This window comes from Shewanella sp. 0m-6, from assembly GCF_052977325.1.
Map to the genome: position 1 here is coordinate 32658 of NZ_JBRIMD010000004.1, position 16987 is coordinate 49644.

Here is a 16987-nt window from a genome sequence, read left to right on the forward strand (position 1 = left end):
AATGCGCTCAATAATCTATATCACCCCTTTGCTGTCATTATTGCTAGTGGCTTGCCAAACAGTTGACAGACCTAATCCGGTAGCGTCTAAAGAGGCATTGGCTGAGGCTATAGTCGATGATAAAGCGGCAAATACTACGCCTCCGCCTGCAGTGATGCCTGATGATGTTCAGCGTGAGCTGTCATCAGATAACTTGTTGCAAGGTTTTGCACCAGCAAGGCCGACTGAGCGACGTTTTGATGTTTCAGCTAACAATGTCGATGCTAAAGTCTTTTTTCCAAGTCTTGCTCAAGGTACGCCGTTAAGCGTTGCTGTACACCCTGATGTGACAGGCAAAATTTCATTGTCTTTAAAAAGCGTGACGTTGCAAGAAGCGCTACAAGTCGTTGAAGATATCTATGGCTATGAAGTGAGCCGAGAAGGGCGCATATTGCGTATTTTCCCTGCTGGCATGCGAACCGAAACCTTTTCATTAAATTATCTGTATATGGAACGCCAAGGCTTATCGTTAACGTCGGTGAGTTCGGGTCGTATTTCAGATAATGATTCAAATTCTAATGGCAACAGTAATAGTAACGGCAGCAATAATAGTAATTTCAATAACTCGTCAAGCAGTGACTCAGGTTCAAATAGCGGTTCAAGCGATCAAACCAATGGCACCTTTATCCGCTCTGAGACTAAATCAGATTTTTGGGGTGAGTTAAAAGAGACCTTAGTATCGATTATTGGTAATTCTGGTGGTGGACGTCAAGTGGTGGTGACACCACAGGCGGGATTAGTGACTATCAGAGCGTATCCAAATGAGATCCGTCAGGTACGTAACTTTATCAAAACCGCAGAAAGCCATTTGCAACGTCAAGTCATCTTGGAAGCCAAAGTGCTTGAGGTGACGCTATCTGATGGCTATCAACAGGGGATCCATTGGGAGAGTGTGCTAGGCCATGCTGGTAGTACAGATATTACCTTTGGCACGAGCCCGACTACTGGTCTTAGCGATCAAATTTCTAGCGTACTAGGCGGAGTGACATCTATTAAGCTAGATGGCTCTGACTTTAGCACCATGATTAGCTTGCTCGATACCCAAGGTGACGTGGATGTATTATCAAGCCCACGAGTGACCGCGTCGAATAACCAAAAAGCGGTTATTAAGGTCGGTACTGATGAGTACTTTGTAACTAACGTATCTTCAACAACCGTTGCAAGTAATACCCCAATCACTACTCCAGATGTTGAATTAACACCATTCTTCTCTGGTATCGCGCTTGACGTTACGCCGCAAATTGATGAGCAAGGTAATGTATTGCTGCATATCCATCCTTCAGTGATAGACATTAAAGAGCAAACCAAAATTATTAAGATCTCCGGTAGCACATTAGAGCTGCCTCTTGCACAGAGTGAGATCCGCGAATCAGACACTGTGATTAAGGCTGCTAGTGGTGATGTGGTGGTGATTGGTGGTTTGATGAAGAGTGAGAACAAAGAGATTGTCTCTAAAGTTCCATTACTTGGTGACATTCCATATCTAGGTGAAGCCTTTACTAACCGTGCAAACTCCACCGTTAAGACCGAGTTAGTTATTTTGCTTAAACCCATTGTTGTCGGTGCTAACACATGGGAAAACGAATTGAAGCGTTCTCAAGAGCTGCTTGATCGTTGGTATCCTGAGGAGCAATAAGCTTGTATCTGCAGCATTTTGGCTTAACAGAAGTCCCGTTTTCACTTACACCGAATACGGGATTCTTCTTTGGCCTTGCCCCGCACGTAGAAGCCTTACAAGTGCTGCAAACAGCGTTACAGACTGGTGAGGGCTTTATAAAAGTTACTGGTGAGGTCGGAACGGGTAAGACACTCATATGCCGTAAGCTGATGAACGATCTACCTGAACGTTTTCATTGTGCGTATCTGCCTAATCCTTACTTAACGCCTGATGAATTACGCTGGGCTGTGGCGATGGAGCTTGGTCTAAAGCATTCAAGCCAAATAGATCAGCAACAGTTAACAGGCCTAATTCAGCAACAACTTATGGCACTAAGCGCACACGGCCACTCGATTATTTTAGTGCTCGATGAAGCGCAGGCTTTACCAGATGAAAGTCTTGAAGCGCTACGCTTATTTACTAACTTAGAAACCGAAAGCCGTAAGTTACTGCAGGTGGTGTTATTTGCCCAACCAGAGCTCGATGAACGTTTGGCGCAAAACAAATTTAGGCAGCTAAGGCAAAGGATCACTTTTAGCTATTGCTTACGTCCATTAACGCTTGATGAATCTGCTGCCTATATTCAACACCGGTTGAGTGTCGCGGGCAGTGAAAATGGATATCTATTCAGTGAGCTCTATGCGAAGCGTATTGCAAAGGCGGCCAGAGGGATCCCACGCTTGATTAATGTGTTGTCCCATAAAGCGTTATTGGTAGCTTTCGGGGAAGGTAGATCCAAAATTGAGCGACATCATGTCGATGCCGCCATCGCAGATACAAGTGATGCTACAAACAATCAAGGTTTAGCGGTTAAATGGGCTATAGCTCTAGCTGTGATAACAGGCATTTCAGTCAGTTTATTTTATTGGTTTAAAGGAGGCGTAATATGAGCGTAATCAACAAAATGCTCAAAGATTTAGATAAGCGCCAACAGCCTCACGGCCTCGAAAGTATGGCTACGTCGCCCATCGCACACAAAGTGAATTCAACACCGAAGCGAGCTTTGGTGCTAACAAGTATATTGTCTCTATTTATCGGTGGCTTAGTGGTCTTTTTAGCGACGGGGTCGTTGCAGTCAGATCCAGGGATAGGACTGAATGCTAATCAAGCCGATATTCAGCCATTAGCAACAAATACTGAGGCTGTGAAAACAGCAGAGGGTAAGGCCGAGGTTGCTAAAACGATAACTGCAGAGCAGCTTGAAATTAAGCTTGAGACTAAACCTGAAGTTAAAGCTGAAGTTAAAGCTGAAGTTAAAGCTGAAGTTAAAGCTGGGTCTAAATTAATAGAACCGGCTCAGATAGCATCAACAGTAGAAACCTCAACCATAGCGAGTCCTATAGCAGAAGATTTTGAGTCCAAGGCGGCACAGCCAATCGAAACACCAGCACAGGTAGTTGCGAAGCACGAACCTAAGGTTAAGGATGAAGCTAAGGCTAAGGATGAAGCTAAGGTTAAGTTTAAGCAAACAGATAGTGCCAATGAGCTTGCAGCGTCGCCCTCACAGATGAATATCGCACCAGCCAGCAAACGTTCGAGCGAATTGTATAGCGGCGGCAATATGGCAGTCAAAGAGGTGAAGCTGTCTGCCGAGCAGCTTGCCAAAAAGCAGATGATGTTGGCAACCGACGCACAGCAGCAAGGTCAGCACCTGGATGCCTTAACTTATTACGAAGCAGCGCTGATGTATAACCCTGCGTTGCACCAGGCTAGAAGACAGGCGGCAGCCTTATATTATGGCCAAAATAAATTAGCCCAAGCGGCGAAGCTATTAGAGCAAGGCCAGCTGTTATTCCCACAAGAATACGAGTTTTCATTGTTATTAGCGCGGGTCCTGCAGGCGGGGGGGCAAAATGAGCAAGCACTTAAAAGCTTAGCGCTGATCCCTGACACCAGTGATTTAGCGATAAAAAAGTGGCATCAGCAAAGTGATTTAGCTCAAAAGCAGAAGGATTATCCCGTTGCCGAGCAAAGTTTTAGGCTGCTAGCCAAGAGTGAACCTAATCAAGGGCGCTGGTGGATGGGGTTAGGTTATGCGTTAGATGCCCAGCAACAATATACCGAGGCAAAGTTGGCTTACAACCAAGCCTTGTCGCAAGGCAATCTATCAGCGCAGGCTAAAGTTTATGTAGATAATCGATTGCTGCAGTTAGGAGCGTACTAGTGAAACCTAAGTTAAAGATGCGATTAGGTGATCTGCTTGTTCAAGAGCACATCATTTCAGAAGCGCAATTACAGCAAGCATTAAGCGAACAGCGAAATACGGGAAAGAAACTTGGGCGCACGCTAATTGACTTGTCATCGATCACTGAGCAGCAATTACTGCAGTTTTTGTCGCATCAGCTCAACATTCCCTTCCTCGATATTAGTAAGCGTGCCATCGCTACCGAAGTGGTTAGCTTACTGCCTGAGGTGCAGGCTCGTCGATATCGCGCCTTAGTTGTCGAAGATAAGGGTGACAGCGTGCTAATCGCTATGAGCGATCCTGCCGATCTACAGGCCATGGATAACTTAGAACTGTTGCTAGCACCTAAGAGTATTTCAATTGCGGTTGTGACTGAAGAGCAGCTATTGGATGCGTTTGATAATCTCTATCGACGTACCGATGAAATTGCGCAAATAGCGGGTAGGTTGGAAGAAGAATACGCCGCTGATGATCTATTTGATCTGGGCAGTTTGACCGAGGGTGATAGCGACAACGAAACCACGGTTGTTAAACTGCTACAGTCCATCTTTGAAGATGCAGTGCAGATGCGAGCATCAGATATTCATATTGAGCCAGGTGAAAAAACGTTACGCATTCGTCAGCGTATCGACGGTCAGTTACATGAGAATATTTTGCCTGAAGTCAGCATCACAGCGGCATTAGTATTGCGTTTAAAGTTGATGGCAGGCTTAGATATTTCCGAGAAGCGATTGCCTCAAGATGGCCGTTTTCACATGGAAATTAAAGGGCATAAGATTGACGTACGTATGTCGACAATGCCGATCTACCACGGTGAGTCTGTGGTGATGCGTTTGCTGGATCAATCTGCAGGTCTACTGACACTAAACGAAACGGGTATGCCGCCAGAAATGCTGGCGAGGATCCGTCGTCAAATCAAGCGTCCTCACGGAATGTTACTGGTTACCGGGCCGACTGGTAGCGGTAAAACTACCACTCTTTACGGCGTGTTGAGCGAGCTTAACACCGCAGATCGCAAGATCATTACGGTCGAAGATCCAGTAGAATATCAGTTACCTCGTATTAATCAGGTTCAAGTTAATCATAAAATTGGCCTCGATTTTTCTAATGTACTTAGAACCACGTTACGACAAGATCCCGACATCATTATGGTCGGTGAGATGCGTGACCAAGAAACGGTAGAAATTGGTCTACGTGGTGCATTAACCGGTCACTTTGTACTGTCGACTCTGCATACTAACGATGCGGTAACCAGTGCGCTGCGTTTGCTCGATATGGGGGCTGCAAGCTACTTAGTGGCGAGCGCGCTAAGAGTCATCATTGCTCAGCGATTAGTGCGCCGTGTGTGCCAAAACTGCGCCATCGACTACCATCTCAGCGCCCAAGACAAGGCCTGGCTATCTAGCGTGAGTCAGCTCGATTACTCACAAGCCACATTTAAAATAGGTACGGGTTGTCAAAGCTGTAATGGCAGTGGTTATCGCGGCCGTATTGGTGTGTTTGAGATCTTAGAGCTTGATGAGCCTATGATTGAGGCGATGCGTAGTGGTAACCCACAAGACTTTACTCACGCAGCTTACCAGAGTCCAAACTTTACTCCGCTTGCAAAGTCGGCCCTAAAATATTTAGCACAGGGCATGACGACCATAGAAGAGGTCGCCAAGTTGGTTGAAGATGTTAGCGATAATTCATTAGATTTGGGTGAGGCTTAAACATGCCTACATATCAGTACCGCGGTCGAAGCGCTCAAGGTGAGCAGATAAAAGGGCAAGTTGATGCTAGCTCAGAGAGTGCGGCTGCCGATCAACTGATGTCTCGTGGCGTGATCCCCTTGGAGCTAGTATTAGCGAAAGAAGCTAAAGAGTTTGACTTAAAGTCTTTATTTAAAGGTAAGGTCGCCTTAGAAGAACTGCAGATATTTACTCGGCAGATGTACTCCTTGACTCGTTCAGGGATCCCGATCTTAAGAGCGATCGCAGGGCTTTCGGAAACGACGCATTCAGTGCGCATGAAAGAGGCGCTCGATGATATTTCAGCACAGTTGACCTCAGGTCGCCCTCTATCATCAGCGATGAATCAGCATCCCGATGTATTCGATGCATTGTTTGTCTCTATGGTTCATGTGGGTGAAAACACCGGTAAGCTTGAAGACGCCTTTATTCAGTTGTCGGGTTATATCGAACGCGAGCAGGAAACCCGCAGACGGATTAAAGCGGCGATGCGTTACCCGATATTTGTCTTAATAGCGATCGCGATAGCCATGGTTATCTTAAACATCATGGTGATCCCCAAGTTTGCAGAAATGTTCTCGCGTTTTGGTGCCGATCTGCCATGGGCGACTAAACTGTTAATTAATACATCAAATATTTTCGTTAATTACTGGCCTGCGATGATCCTGGTTATTGTTGCGAGTTTCGTGGGCATTCGTTATTGGCATAACTCTGAAAAAGGCGAGAAGCAGTGGGATAGATGGAAGTTAAATATCCCCATAGTTGGCAGTATTATCGAACGTTCAACGCTATCGCGCTATTGCCGCAGCTTTTCAATGATGTTGAGTGCAGGCGTGCCAATGACGCAAGCATTGAGTCTTGTTGCTGACGCCGTAGATAATGCCTATATGCACGACAGTATTGTGGGTATGCGCCGTGGTATCGAGTCAGGCGAGTCGATGCTAAGAGTATCGAATAACAGTCAGCTATTTACGCCTCTTGTACTACAGATGGTGGCAGTAGGTGAAGAGACCGGTCAAATTGATCAGTTGTTAAATGATGCGGCTGACTTTTACGAAGGTGAAGTGGACTACGATCTTAAAAACTTAACCGCCAAGTTAGAACCCATTCTGATTGGCTTTGTTGCCTGTATTGTATTGGTGCTAGCACTGGGTATTTACCTACCTATGTGGGACATGCTCAATGTCGTTAAAGGTGGGCGCTAGTGAAGTCATTGTCAATGAACGCATGGGCCGGTTAACGTGCTTAGCCAACAAAAAGCAGAAGCAGAGCTGATCACTATTTATGGCAAAGTGATTGCCTTGATTATTTTGCTCATTATTTTATTTTTCTTAGGCTTTCATTACTTTGGCGGCATTAAGCAGCTTAGTCAGCCAAGTATTCGGGTAGAACATACACGACTGCTTAATGTTATGGCGGTGGCGCGCTCACAATGGCTGATGCGTAGTAAGCCAGACGTTTTATTGTTGGATTGGTACTCAGATAGTGAAGATCGTGTTTCATCCACGGGGCAAGTGCGTATGGCTGCTGGTGGTTGGCCCATTTTGAATGAGACAAGTGTTGCTGGTTGTCAGCAGTTATTGTCCGAATTGTTGGGTCAAGGTTATGTGCAACAAATTGATACTGAGTTCAACTTAGATACAGGAGTATGCCGATATATTGGCGAGTCTGGCGATAGTATTAGCTATCAAACTAGCTCTGGACGGGTCATTTTTTTGACTAGGGCCGACTAAAGAGCGAAATTATCTGTTTTCTAATTTTAACAAACTGCTAGAATAGTCGCATACAACACTGGGGGTAAAATGAAACAACAGTATCAAAAGGGGTTCTCCCTTATCGAATTAGTCATAGTCATAGTGATCTTAGGTTTGTTGGCTGCGACGGCTATCCCCCGTTTTTTAAACGTAACTGATGATGCTGAAGATGCCAGTGTCGACGGCGTAGCAGGTGGCTTAAGCACCGCAGTGAGCTTTGTTCGCTCACAGTGGGAAGTCGATGGTCGTCGTAATAATACCGTGTTGCTAGATGGTACAACGGTATCACTCGATACTCGTTTTGGTTATCCAACGGGTGCAACCAACACAGATGCAAAAGGCATGGACCAAAATTCTTGCCAACAAGTGTTTGATCTTGTTTTACAAAATTCACCAAGAAGCGTAGTTTCAGGAGAAGATGCGCGTAAAGCAAGATATGTAGTGAGCGTGGCAAAAGGAGCGGGTGGTAGCTCAAATACCATAGATGGCGTGCTTGTTAGCGATCTTGATGTTTGTTTGTATTACCTAGCCTCATCACTCGTGTTAAATCCACAAACGGGAATACCGTCTGGGGATTTGTCTGATTTGAACAATTTGGCAGGTAAAGGGGTGACTTACAACCCAGGTTCAGGCCAAGTAGCGAGTTTTATTGACTAAATTTTTTACAACTTAACGAGTAGATTCGTTAGTTGTATTTGTTACGTGATCGAGGAATTTTATATGCAAAAGCAAAATGGTTTTACCCTAATCGAATTAGTGGTTGTGATCATCATTCTTGGTATTTTGGCTGTTACAGCAGCGCCTAAGTTTATCAACCTACAAAGCGACGCACGCGCATCAGCACTGCAAGGTGTTAAAGGTGCCATTCAAGGCGCTAATGGCCTAGTGTTCGCTAAAGCGGCTTTAGCTGGTTTGGAGAAAAGTGATGATACTGATGGAACTGAAGTTGTAATATCTGGTACAGCTCCAAACGAAGTCGAAGTACTAACTATATACGGATACTTGTTAGCTAAAGAAGCCGACTTTTCAAAAGCAATGGATGTTAACTTTGCTTTATCTACTGCAGATGATGCTGAAAAAGCCGCTGCAGACTGGATTATTACTGAAGACTCGCCTGCAGCGGGACAAGCGACTGTTTACCAGGTTGGCGCTCCTAGCGATGGCGCTACTTGTAATGTTGTTTACACTCAAGCAAAAAGCACATCTGAAATACCTACTTACGTTATTACAAAATCAGGCTGTTAATCGGATCGGTTTAAGAGAAAATGACAATGCAAAAACAAAATGGTTTTACCCTCATCGAATTAGTGGTTGTGATCATCATTCTAGGTATCTTGGCTGTTACAGCTGCGCCTAAGTTTATCAACCTACAAAGTGACGCGCGTGCATCAGCACTGCAAGGTGTTAAAGGTGCCATTCAAGGCGCTAACGGCCTAGTGTTCGCTAAAGCTGCTTTAGCTGGTGATGAGAAGAAAGCGGGTTCATCTTGGGCTACTGATGAAGGTGTAGAAATTGGAGCTGAAGACCCAGCGCAAACTAACTTTGGTTACCTTCAAGCTACTGAAACTGAGTTCAACAACGCTATCGATGCCGATTTTGGCTTAGCAGCAACAAATCCAGAGTGGGTTGTAGTTCCCGATTCAGCAGCTACACCAGCAACTTTAACTATCAAGCAAGCGGGCTCACCTGCCGATGATTGTCAGTTAGTTTATACTCAAGCTGGAAGCACTTCAGTTGTACCAACTTATACTATTACTGATACTGGCTGTTAATCGGATCGGTTTAAGAGAAAATGACAATGCAAAAACAAAATGGTTTTACCCTAATCGAATTAGTGGTTGTGATTATCATTCTAGGTATTTTGGCTGTAACAGCTGCACCTAAATTTATCAACCTACAGAGCGATGCTCGTTTATCTACTCTTCAAGGTGTGAAAGGCGCATTGCAAGGGGCTAACTCTCTTTATTACTCGAAAGCTGCAATCGGCGGTTTTGAAAAGAATGAAGCTACAGATACCACTAATCCTCCAAAGGTTGGGGACGTGACTTTGCAATTTGGTTATGTGCAAGCAACTGCAGCCGAGATAGAAGAAGCATTGGAAATTACAGCTGCTGATTGGACTTTTACACCTGTTACAGGTGCTACTGGTGATACACCTGCGATAGCAATATCGCCTAAGGATGCACCTACTGATTGTAAATTTATTTACACGCAAGCTAAAGATGCATCAACACCACCAGTGTACGGTGATATGCCAACAGCTGATAAGTGCTAGATTTATCTGAGTGAAAAAGGCCTGCCTCGCAGGCCTTTTTTGTATCTAGGGCATTAATTGTGGCTTTATTTGCCATAATTATTAAACTGTTGGGAAATCAGGTTTAAGATGGTGAAAAGCCGGAAAAGCTAGACTAGGCACCAGCTTGTGGTTTCATCTTTTATAGCAGGGCGCAGCCCGCTCTAGCCGTCGCAACGCGGCGTCCTAGACTCTCGATTCTAGCGTCAAAGATCGTGAGTTTGCTTTAGCAGCAAAAAATAAACGGCAATCAATACAACTTACAACTGCACATATCAATCAGGACGAGTAATGCATAGATCGCAGCGCCACACAGGTTTTACGCTAGTCGAGCTTGTGACGACGATAATCCTTATTGCCATCCTTGCTGTGGTGGTGATTCCTCGGCTGCTGACCTCTTCAAGCTACAGTGCTTTTACCCTACGTGATGAGTTTATTAGTGAGCTTAGAAAGGTGCAGATCATGGCGATGAATAATCAAGATCGCTGCTACCGTTTATCTGTCACCGATACCAATTATCAAGTCTCTCGCTACCAAGGCGCTTACAACAATGCTTGTTTAGGCGCTCTCATTCGTACCGATATGCCACAGGCGTTTCAAGGTGGTGCTAGCTTAGCTTTGCTCAATGGCGCGAGCAGTTTCAATATTGAATTTAATGCCCAAGGCGTACCCATAGTGAATGGTGCTCGCTGCAATGGTAATTGCATTAGCGTGATTGCCGATGAAACTCTATTGCTTGCTATAGAATCAGAGGGGTATATTCATGATGGGCAATAGATTCTTAAGGTTTAAATTGCACAGTCAAAAAGCCTTTACCTTGGTTGAGCTTGTTGTCGGCATGGTGGTGATAAGCATCGCCTTTGTGTTACTTAGCACTATGCTATTCCCTCAAGCGGAAAGAGCCGCTGATACCCTGCATCGAGTACGTACAGCAGAACTTGCCCATTCTATTTTAAATGAGATCTGGGGTAAGCGTTTTGATCAAAATACCAATGCTAATGGTGGGGTGCCAGCATGCGGCGCACCAGCAAAGCCTACGTTAGGTTTGCCAGCGGGGAAGCCTTGTACAGCCAAAGGCAATTTGGGACCTGATAAGGTTAATGGCGCCGAAGAAAGCCGTAATAATTATAACGATGTTGACGATTACAACGGACTTAATATCAACAGTCTGATGCTTGATAGCAGCGAAACTTATGCTCAGCGCTATGTTAATTATGGCCTTAACGTTGAAGTGACATATAACAATTTACCGAGCCTTAATACCAAGCTTATTACGATTAATGTGACCACGCCTAATGGCGAGGTGATGACCTTCAACGCGATCCGGAGCAACTATTAATGCAATCGTTAATACGCCCAGCTTCGAGGTCGAAATTGAGTCAACTAACTCAATTAAATCAGCCTCAACTAACTCAACTTAAGCAACTTAAGCAACTCAAAAATAGCGGCTTCACTTTGGTCGAGATGGTCACTGTGGTGATTATCCTCGGTGTATTGGTACTTGGGGTGAGTAGCTTTCTGATTTTTGGTACTCGGATATTTATCGACGCTACCTCGGTTGATCAGGTAATGAGCCAAAGTCGATTTGCTATTGAGCGCATGACCCGAGAGATCCGTAACGCAGCGCCAAACAGTATTCGTGTTCGCGATAGTGGTGATGGTGCTTGGCAATGTATCGAGATGATGCCGATTATCTCCAGTGCGTCTTATATCGATATGCCTATCGTGCCAGCCTCAACAGCAAGTAGTGGCACTGCGATGCAATCGACTGCTAATGCGCCATTAACCGCGGATCAATTACTACTGATTTACCCGCTCACCCCTGCCGATGTATACACCTTTGCTGCTGGCACCCAAGGCAAGCTATTTACTATTGACTCAATTACAGCGAATAGCAGCAATGATCTCAGTATTAATTTTGGGCGAGCGGTGCGTTTTGATGAGGCATCTCCAAGACAGCGTTATTTTGGCGTAAAAGGCGCGGTTAGCTATTGCTTCGAGCAAGTGACGACAGAGTTGAGCTTATTAAAGCGCTACGCAGGTTATGGTTTTAATCATCCTAATTTGCAGCCATCACCAACTGATATGGGGACGGGTGTGTTGATGGCGGAAAATATAGTCAATACCATAGGTACCAATAGCCCTATTGCTTATACCCCTGGCACGCTTAGAAACAACGCTATGGTTCACTTAAGCCCACTGTTTAATGTGCAAGGGCAAACGTTTCAATATCATCATCAAGTGCAGGTGATTAATGTCCCGTAACCAAATGCTTTTGCCCACTCGTCGTAAGCCTATCTCTATGAGTTCTATTAATCGCTCTAGGCGCTCTATTAATTGCTCTAGGCAGCGCGGTAGCGCCTTGGTGATAGGTGTTTTCATTATCACAGTGATGTTTTTACTGGCTGCGACATTGATTAATGTCTTAGATGATGCTGACCAAGATATCAGCCTTGAAGTCTGGGGAACACGCGCCTTTGCTGCAGCAAACACCGGCGCCGATCGCGCTTTAGCCACTTTGTTTCCAGTTGATGGCAGTAGCGGTAGTTGTGATGCTCAAACTACGTGGAATATTGGTACTGCAACTGGACTCGTGGGCTTTAACGGCTGCACTGTAGTGATGACCTGCTCTGCGATAACAACAACATTACCGCAAAATAATATGACCCAATACCTCGTGACCAGCACTGGCACTTGCAGTACCGGGCAATGTGACTCAGGCACTGATAGCGATGCCAGTTGCATTCGCGTGAGTCGTCAAGTGGAGGTAGAAGCTCGTGATTAGAACCTTAATGTTTATTTGCAGTTTAAGCTTACTGGGTCAATCTGCAGTGGCGTCAGATTGGAGCTCTGTTTTCCAGGAGGGGATTAATACTCATGGCGCAAGAGGTGAAATTGAATTTAAAAAAGATGCTCGTCTTGAAAATGCGCCGTCAAATGGAGAGCTACCTGCTAGAGACGTAAAAGATAAAGACGACAACTCTTGCTGGGTAAGTGATGGGCGTAGAATCGAGTGTGAGGAGTCCGATACCCCCTCAGAGTTCCCACCGGATAGAATTAGTTTTGAGCAGTGCAAATCACATAGTAATGACGATATTACTACCTCAAATAGCGACCGTGAATTTGAGCTGCCAGATGGTGAATATGGTCATATCCATATGGAAAATAGTGCCAGTGATAAAATATCATTCACAACGACAAATGGTATTTACAAGATTAAGCATTTAAAGGCAAAGCTAGGAACGCTAACTTTTGCCCCAGGTAAATACTGGATTGAGGATTTAGAAATTGATGATGCAGTACAAATCGTATTTCCAACTTCTGGCGATATAGGTTTTTTTGTAAAAAAAGACTATAAGCATGAGAAACTGCAGTTTTTACCCTATAGCGCTGAGCAAATGCTGTTCTATGGTTACGGTAAGATTGAGCTTGAAAATAGCACCTATTTGCGTGGTTTTGTTTTTTCAGAAAAAGACGTCAATTTGAAAAATAGTTCATCGATTGAAGGCGCTGTAGCAGGTAAAGACAAGGTTAGGCTTGATAACAATAGCCGTGTCATTCAAAAAAATACCATGGGAAACCTTCGTATCAATCCGAACTGTGACCCGGTGCCGGTTCCAAAACCTCCCATCATCCCTCAATGCCCCGCAGAACAAAGCAATATTGAAGGTCTAACCTACAGAACTTATGATGCTCGTAGCTGGTACGCTGATAACTATAGTCCGGCAAATAAAAATGAATTTCGAGAGCTTGTTAGTGAGGTCAGTAAAACCAGCAATCAAATTGGTGAGTCAATTGAAACGAATCTAAATCAGCATGGTTATAGCATCAATCCTCATTCAAAGGCTGCAGCCGATCAAGATCTATATTTAGGCGTTTTTGAAGGCTATATTCAAGTTCCTGAAACAGGCGAGTATACGTTTGCTATTGATGGCGATGATGCTATTGAAGTCTTGATCGATGGTGAGGTCGTTACTGGGTTTTATAGTACCCATGCCGTGTGTAATTGCACTCGATATCAAGGTAAGGTTTTGCTAGAACAAGGGGCTCATAGGATTGAATTTCGCTTTCATGAAGCCTTTGGTGCAGAAGCCTTTAGACTGTATTGGCAACCCCCTTCCTCAAATCGTTTTGAGATAGTTCCGTCGAGCCAGTTGCTGACTTGTCCGGCGCCGCAGTTTGAGTTTGGCCGCGCCGAGCTTGATGCCAACGGCAATGCGGTTATTAATTTTGATCATACTTATTCTACAGCTCCTGTCATCATGGTTATGCCCACTATTGATGGCGGCGATGCCAATACTGATCGCTCCTCTACGGTAAGAGTCGATAGTCTTAGTTCGAGTAATGCCTCTATTAAGCAGGTGAACTCAGACTCCTCGCAAGTGCTAGATAAAAAGATGGATAAAATCGATTATTTTGTCATGGAGCAAGGTTACCGTTTTCTAGAAAGAGGCAAGGCATTGCAGGCGGGAGCGATATCAACCAAATTGTATCAAGGTAAATATCTGCCAAGCTCAGGTCGGGGTTATGAGCATATCACCTTCAATCATCATTTCGGCCTAAAGCCAGCTATACTTGGGCAAACACTGACCAATAATAATCAACGTTTTAGTACTACAGTAATCAACAACGTCAACAGCGATGGCTACGACTTTGAAATTGCTATTGAAGGTTCTGAAATTAGTAGTCCAATTTGGACTGAAGAGACCTTGGGCTATGTTGCTGGTGTTGGTCAGGGCGTGATGACAGTCAATGGTGAGAACCTAAAGTACGAGTTTGCAAACGGCTTAAATCATGGCAATGGTAGTTCAACTCAAACATTGAGCCAGCAGTGCGTTTTTAATAACAACTATCAGCAAACCTATTCAGACCAACCTTTAACGATCGCTAATAAAAACCAGCGCCGTGGGGCAGATGGCGGCTGGGTAAGGCGCTGCACCAAAGAGAGTTTTAACAATCAGGTGAGCTTTGCGATAGATGAAGATCAGCAGCGAGATGATGAGCGCAGCCATCTAGCTGAGAGTATTGGTTACTTTGCCTTTGAGTATGCGCCAGCCGTGCCAGCCGTTAATCATTATCGAATTAACTTTGATTCTGGCGCGCTTAGCTGCGCGGCTAAATCAATCACCCTTCAGGCATGTGCTAATCCAGACTGTACATCTTTACTTAGTGATCCCGCTTCTGTGACGCTGACGAAAAACAATACCAATTATACTCGTGAAACCTTTACCGGCAACACAACAACAGAGTTGTGGCACCCTCAGGGGGGCTTGGTCACGCTTGGGTTAAGCTCGACCTTGCCGACGGCTAACTACAGCTGTTATATCGATGGAAGTTTTGTTGCCAACAGTCAATGCCAATTGAACTTTGAAGATAGCGGCATCTACTTTAATATCGATGATTCTACAGCCTGTAAAAATTCAAATAACTTCGAGCTGTTCGCGGTTAAAAAAGATCAAACCACTCAGCAATGTGTACCGCTATTTGCCAACAAAACAAAACCGATTTCAATGGCATTTAATTACATTACCCCCGATTCATCAGGGATAAATGAAGCGGCCAAGCTGACCATTAACAGTCTCAATTCGCCAACGGCGAGTAAAGAGATTACAGGCGGGGCAAGTCAACAGCTACAAGTACATTTTGATGCCAACGGTAAGGCGCTACTTAATGTGAACTACCCTGAAGCGGGTAAAGTTGAGCTTGCAGCAACGCTTACTGAAACGATTAGTTCTCCCGATGGCAGCACGAGCGAGACCTTAGTGCTTGAACATAGTGAGCAGTTTGTCTCTAAGCCTGATGGATTCCATTTTTTTAATGATTCCGGCACTAATGGTTGCAGCGGTGCAAGTTGTGACTTGTTTGCTAAAGCTGGCGCTGATTTTAAGATGAATGTAAAAGCGGTGTGTGGCGTTGATAACGGGGCGACCTATAAGGATCGCCCTGCACTTAAAAATTTCCAATTTTCAGACTTAAACATTAAGCCTGTGCTACAAGCGCCATTAGTCACTAATGGGGATGATAAAGATGGAGGACTTGGAGGTCTGGGGCTCACAGGCTTAAACTTTACCAAGACTAACAGCGCACCATTGAAAGTGACCAATCAGACTTATTCTGAGGTGGGCGCGATAAGCATTATGCTTGATGGCGAAGTTAATTACCTCGGCGCGACGATTGCTGAGGCGAACTCTAGCAGCGACACGTTTGGTCGCTTCTCTCCTTACTATTTAACCTTAACGGGCAATGCTCCTAGTCTTGAAGCTCAGTGTGGCAGTTTCACCTATATGGGGCAGCCGTTTGGCTTCTTAACGGGTAAAGAGCCAACCTTGTCTATTATCGGTAAAAGTAAGAGCGGGGCGATAACTAATAATTACCAAATTGGTGATTGGTGGCGCTATAAGGGCAAACAATGGCTGGATCGCAGTTATAGCGATACCTCAGGCGCCACTTCGTTTAATGGTGTAGCGCTGCAAATAGCAGATGAAACACCGATTTCTGGCGTTGTTGATTACTACCCTATTAATGATACTAACAGTGTTCAAAGGGCTTATCTAAAGGGATCAGAGCTGCATTATGTCCGTACGGCCTCATTAGCTGTGCCATTTAATGCGCAGTTTGATTTAGACCTTTCTAAGACCGATGTCACCGATATCGACGCAATTTGTTATCAAGACTCCGCATCTGGTGCCTGTATCGGCTTTAGCTTTGATGATATTGGCAAAGACGAGAGTTTTGCTATGCGCTATGGTCGATTTGTGAAGCAAAATGCTTACGGCCCCTCATCGGAAGAGTTGCGTGTTGAGGTAAGTACTCAATATGTGGCTGCTAATGTTGATGGTAAAGCGCAGTGGGTGACTAATACTAGTGACAGCTGCTCGGTTTTCGATACGACCACAGCCACAGAGTCAGCAGATACAGGCTTGAATTTAAAACCAGATGCAGGGCTTGAGTTAGTGCAAGGTTTTACTCAATCAGGGGGAACCGGAAAAGCCGGTACTATAGAGTTAGGTAAAAGCTTTATTTATTTGCCAGCACCTAATAGCGATGGCGAGGTGCTCTTACAGCAGCATGTTGATAAATGGCTACAGTGGTATTGGAATTATGATGGAAATACCGGCCTGCAGGACCCTCGAGCAACGGCTTACTTTGGTACTTATCGAGGTCATGACCGGATTATTTATTGGCGAGAAGTTAACTAAATGTCAGTAACAGGGGGCGAGACAAGTTATTGACTCGCTCTTTTGGTAGAAGATCGCAAAAAACAGCGTTTCATTAGCAATTGTTAACCTCTGTGGTCTTGTGGATTTTAAGAAGCATGATAAAGTTACC

At 44.8% G+C, this 16987-nt stretch carries 15 protein-coding genes; all 15 read left to right on the forward strand.

Translation table 11 applies throughout. The features are described 5' to 3' along the window. The first annotated feature begins 1 nt into the window (after window position 1). The gene (gene mshL, locus ACVBJC_RS04110; protein WP_447159777.1) at window positions 2–1675 is read left to right on the forward strand and encodes a pilus (MSHA type) biogenesis protein MshL; all 1674 of its coding nucleotides are present in this window, start codon (window positions 2–4) and stop codon (window positions 1673–1675) included. 2 nt (window positions 1676–1677) lie between these two features. Next, a complete protein-coding gene (locus ACVBJC_RS04115) occupies window positions 1678–2586 on the forward strand; it encodes an ExeA family protein (RefSeq protein ID WP_447159776.1) in 909 nt (302 codons plus the stop codon). Next, on the forward strand, window positions 2583–3860 hold the full coding sequence (locus ACVBJC_RS04120) for a tetratricopeptide repeat protein (protein WP_447159775.1): 1278 nt from the start codon (window positions 2583–2585) through the stop codon (window positions 3858–3860). The genes ACVBJC_RS04115 and ACVBJC_RS04120 overlap by 4 nt, the downstream gene beginning before the upstream one ends. Next, the gene (locus tag ACVBJC_RS04125; RefSeq protein WP_447159774.1) at window positions 3860–5593 is read left to right on the forward strand and encodes a GspE/PulE family protein; all 1734 of its coding nucleotides are present in this window, start codon (window positions 3860–3862) and stop codon (window positions 5591–5593) included. The genes ACVBJC_RS04120 and ACVBJC_RS04125 overlap by 1 nt, the downstream gene beginning before the upstream one ends. Window positions 5594–5595: 2 nt before the next feature. Next, window positions 5596–6816, forward strand: coding sequence for a type II secretion system F family protein (locus ACVBJC_RS04130; RefSeq protein WP_447159773.1), 1221 nt, complete (start codon window positions 5596–5598; stop codon window positions 6814–6816). A gap of 36 nt (window positions 6817–6852) precedes the next feature. Beyond that, window positions 6853–7344: a hypothetical protein gene (locus ACVBJC_RS04135; RefSeq protein WP_447159772.1), complete on the forward strand. Its 492-nt coding sequence runs from the start codon at window positions 6853–6855 to the stop codon at window positions 7342–7344. 69 nt (window positions 7345–7413) lie between these two features. Next, window positions 7414–8022 carry a type II secretion system protein gene (locus tag ACVBJC_RS04140; RefSeq protein WP_447159771.1) on the forward strand — a complete coding sequence of 203 codons (609 nt, stop codon included), beginning with the start codon at window positions 7414–7416 and terminating at the stop codon, window positions 8020–8022. A 63-nt stretch (window positions 8023–8085) separates the two neighbouring features. Continuing rightward, a complete protein-coding gene (locus ACVBJC_RS04145; RefSeq protein WP_447159770.1) occupies window positions 8086–8610 on the forward strand; it encodes a type II secretion system protein in 525 nt (174 codons plus the stop codon). Window positions 8611–8636: 26 nt separating this feature from the next. Then, complete coding sequence (locus ACVBJC_RS04150; protein WP_447159769.1) at window positions 8637–9137, forward strand: type II secretion system protein; 501 nt, start codon at window positions 8637–8639, stop codon at window positions 9135–9137. 26 nt (window positions 9138–9163) lie between these two features. After that, complete coding sequence (locus ACVBJC_RS04155; RefSeq protein WP_447159768.1) at window positions 9164–9640, forward strand: type II secretion system protein; 477 nt, start codon at window positions 9164–9166, stop codon at window positions 9638–9640. A gap of 309 nt (window positions 9641–9949) precedes the next feature. Continuing rightward, the gene (locus tag ACVBJC_RS04160) at window positions 9950–10435 is read left to right on the forward strand and encodes a pilus assembly FimT family protein (RefSeq protein WP_447159767.1); all 486 of its coding nucleotides are present in this window, start codon (window positions 9950–9952) and stop codon (window positions 10433–10435) included. Further along, a complete protein-coding gene (locus ACVBJC_RS04165; protein WP_447159766.1) occupies window positions 10422–10997 on the forward strand; it encodes a type IV pilus modification PilV family protein in 576 nt (191 codons plus the stop codon). The genes ACVBJC_RS04160 and ACVBJC_RS04165 overlap by 14 nt, the downstream gene beginning before the upstream one ends. Next, window positions 10997–11923, forward strand: coding sequence for a PilW family protein (locus ACVBJC_RS04170; RefSeq protein WP_447159765.1), 927 nt, complete (start codon window positions 10997–10999; stop codon window positions 11921–11923). The genes ACVBJC_RS04165 and ACVBJC_RS04170 overlap by 1 nt, the downstream gene beginning before the upstream one ends. Then, window positions 11913–12443, forward strand: coding sequence for an MSHA biogenesis protein MshP (locus tag ACVBJC_RS04175; RefSeq protein WP_447159764.1), 531 nt, complete (start codon window positions 11913–11915; stop codon window positions 12441–12443). Before ACVBJC_RS04170 ends, ACVBJC_RS04175 begins: the two co-directional genes overlap by 11 nt. Before the next feature lie 7 nt (window positions 12444–12450). Continuing rightward, the gene (locus ACVBJC_RS04180) at window positions 12451–16857 is read left to right on the forward strand and encodes a DUF6701 domain-containing protein (RefSeq protein ID WP_447159763.1); all 4407 of its coding nucleotides are present in this window, start codon (window positions 12451–12453) and stop codon (window positions 16855–16857) included. Window positions 16858–16987 lie beyond the last annotated feature (130 nt).

Excerpts from the sequence above, each read along its gene's own strand:
- ACVBJC_RS04160 (WP_447159767.1), top strand. The coding sequence starts at position 9,950 with ATGCATAGATCGCAGCGCCACACAGGTTTTACGCTAGTCGAGCTTGTG.
- ACVBJC_RS04120 (WP_447159775.1), top strand. The coding sequence starts at position 2,583 with ATGAGCGTAATCAACAAAATGCTCAAAGATTTAGATAAGCGCCAACAG.
- ACVBJC_RS04140 (WP_447159771.1), top strand. The coding sequence starts at position 7,414 with ATGAAACAACAGTATCAAAAGGGGTTCTCCCTTATCGAATTAGTCATA.
- mshL (WP_447159777.1), top strand. The coding sequence starts at position 2 with ATGCGCTCAATAATCTATATCACCCCTTTGCTGTCATTATTGCTAGTG.
- ACVBJC_RS04155 (WP_447159768.1), top strand. The coding sequence starts at position 9,164 with ATGCAAAAACAAAATGGTTTTACCCTAATCGAATTAGTGGTTGTGATT.
- ACVBJC_RS04180 (WP_447159763.1), top strand. The coding sequence starts at position 12,451 with ATGTTTATTTGCAGTTTAAGCTTACTGGGTCAATCTGCAGTGGCGTCA.
- ACVBJC_RS04145 (WP_447159770.1), top strand. The coding sequence starts at position 8,086 with ATGCAAAAGCAAAATGGTTTTACCCTAATCGAATTAGTGGTTGTGATC.
- ACVBJC_RS04175 (WP_447159764.1), top strand. The coding sequence starts at position 11,913 with ATGTCCCGTAACCAAATGCTTTTGCCCACTCGTCGTAAGCCTATCTCT.
- ACVBJC_RS04170 (WP_447159765.1), top strand. The coding sequence starts at position 10,997 with ATGCAATCGTTAATACGCCCAGCTTCGAGGTCGAAATTGAGTCAACTA.
- ACVBJC_RS04165 (WP_447159766.1), top strand. The coding sequence starts at position 10,422 with ATGATGGGCAATAGATTCTTAAGGTTTAAATTGCACAGTCAAAAAGCC.
- ACVBJC_RS04130 (WP_447159773.1), top strand. The coding sequence starts at position 5,596 with ATGCCTACATATCAGTACCGCGGTCGAAGCGCTCAAGGTGAGCAGATA.
- ACVBJC_RS04150 (WP_447159769.1), top strand. The coding sequence starts at position 8,637 with ATGCAAAAACAAAATGGTTTTACCCTCATCGAATTAGTGGTTGTGATC.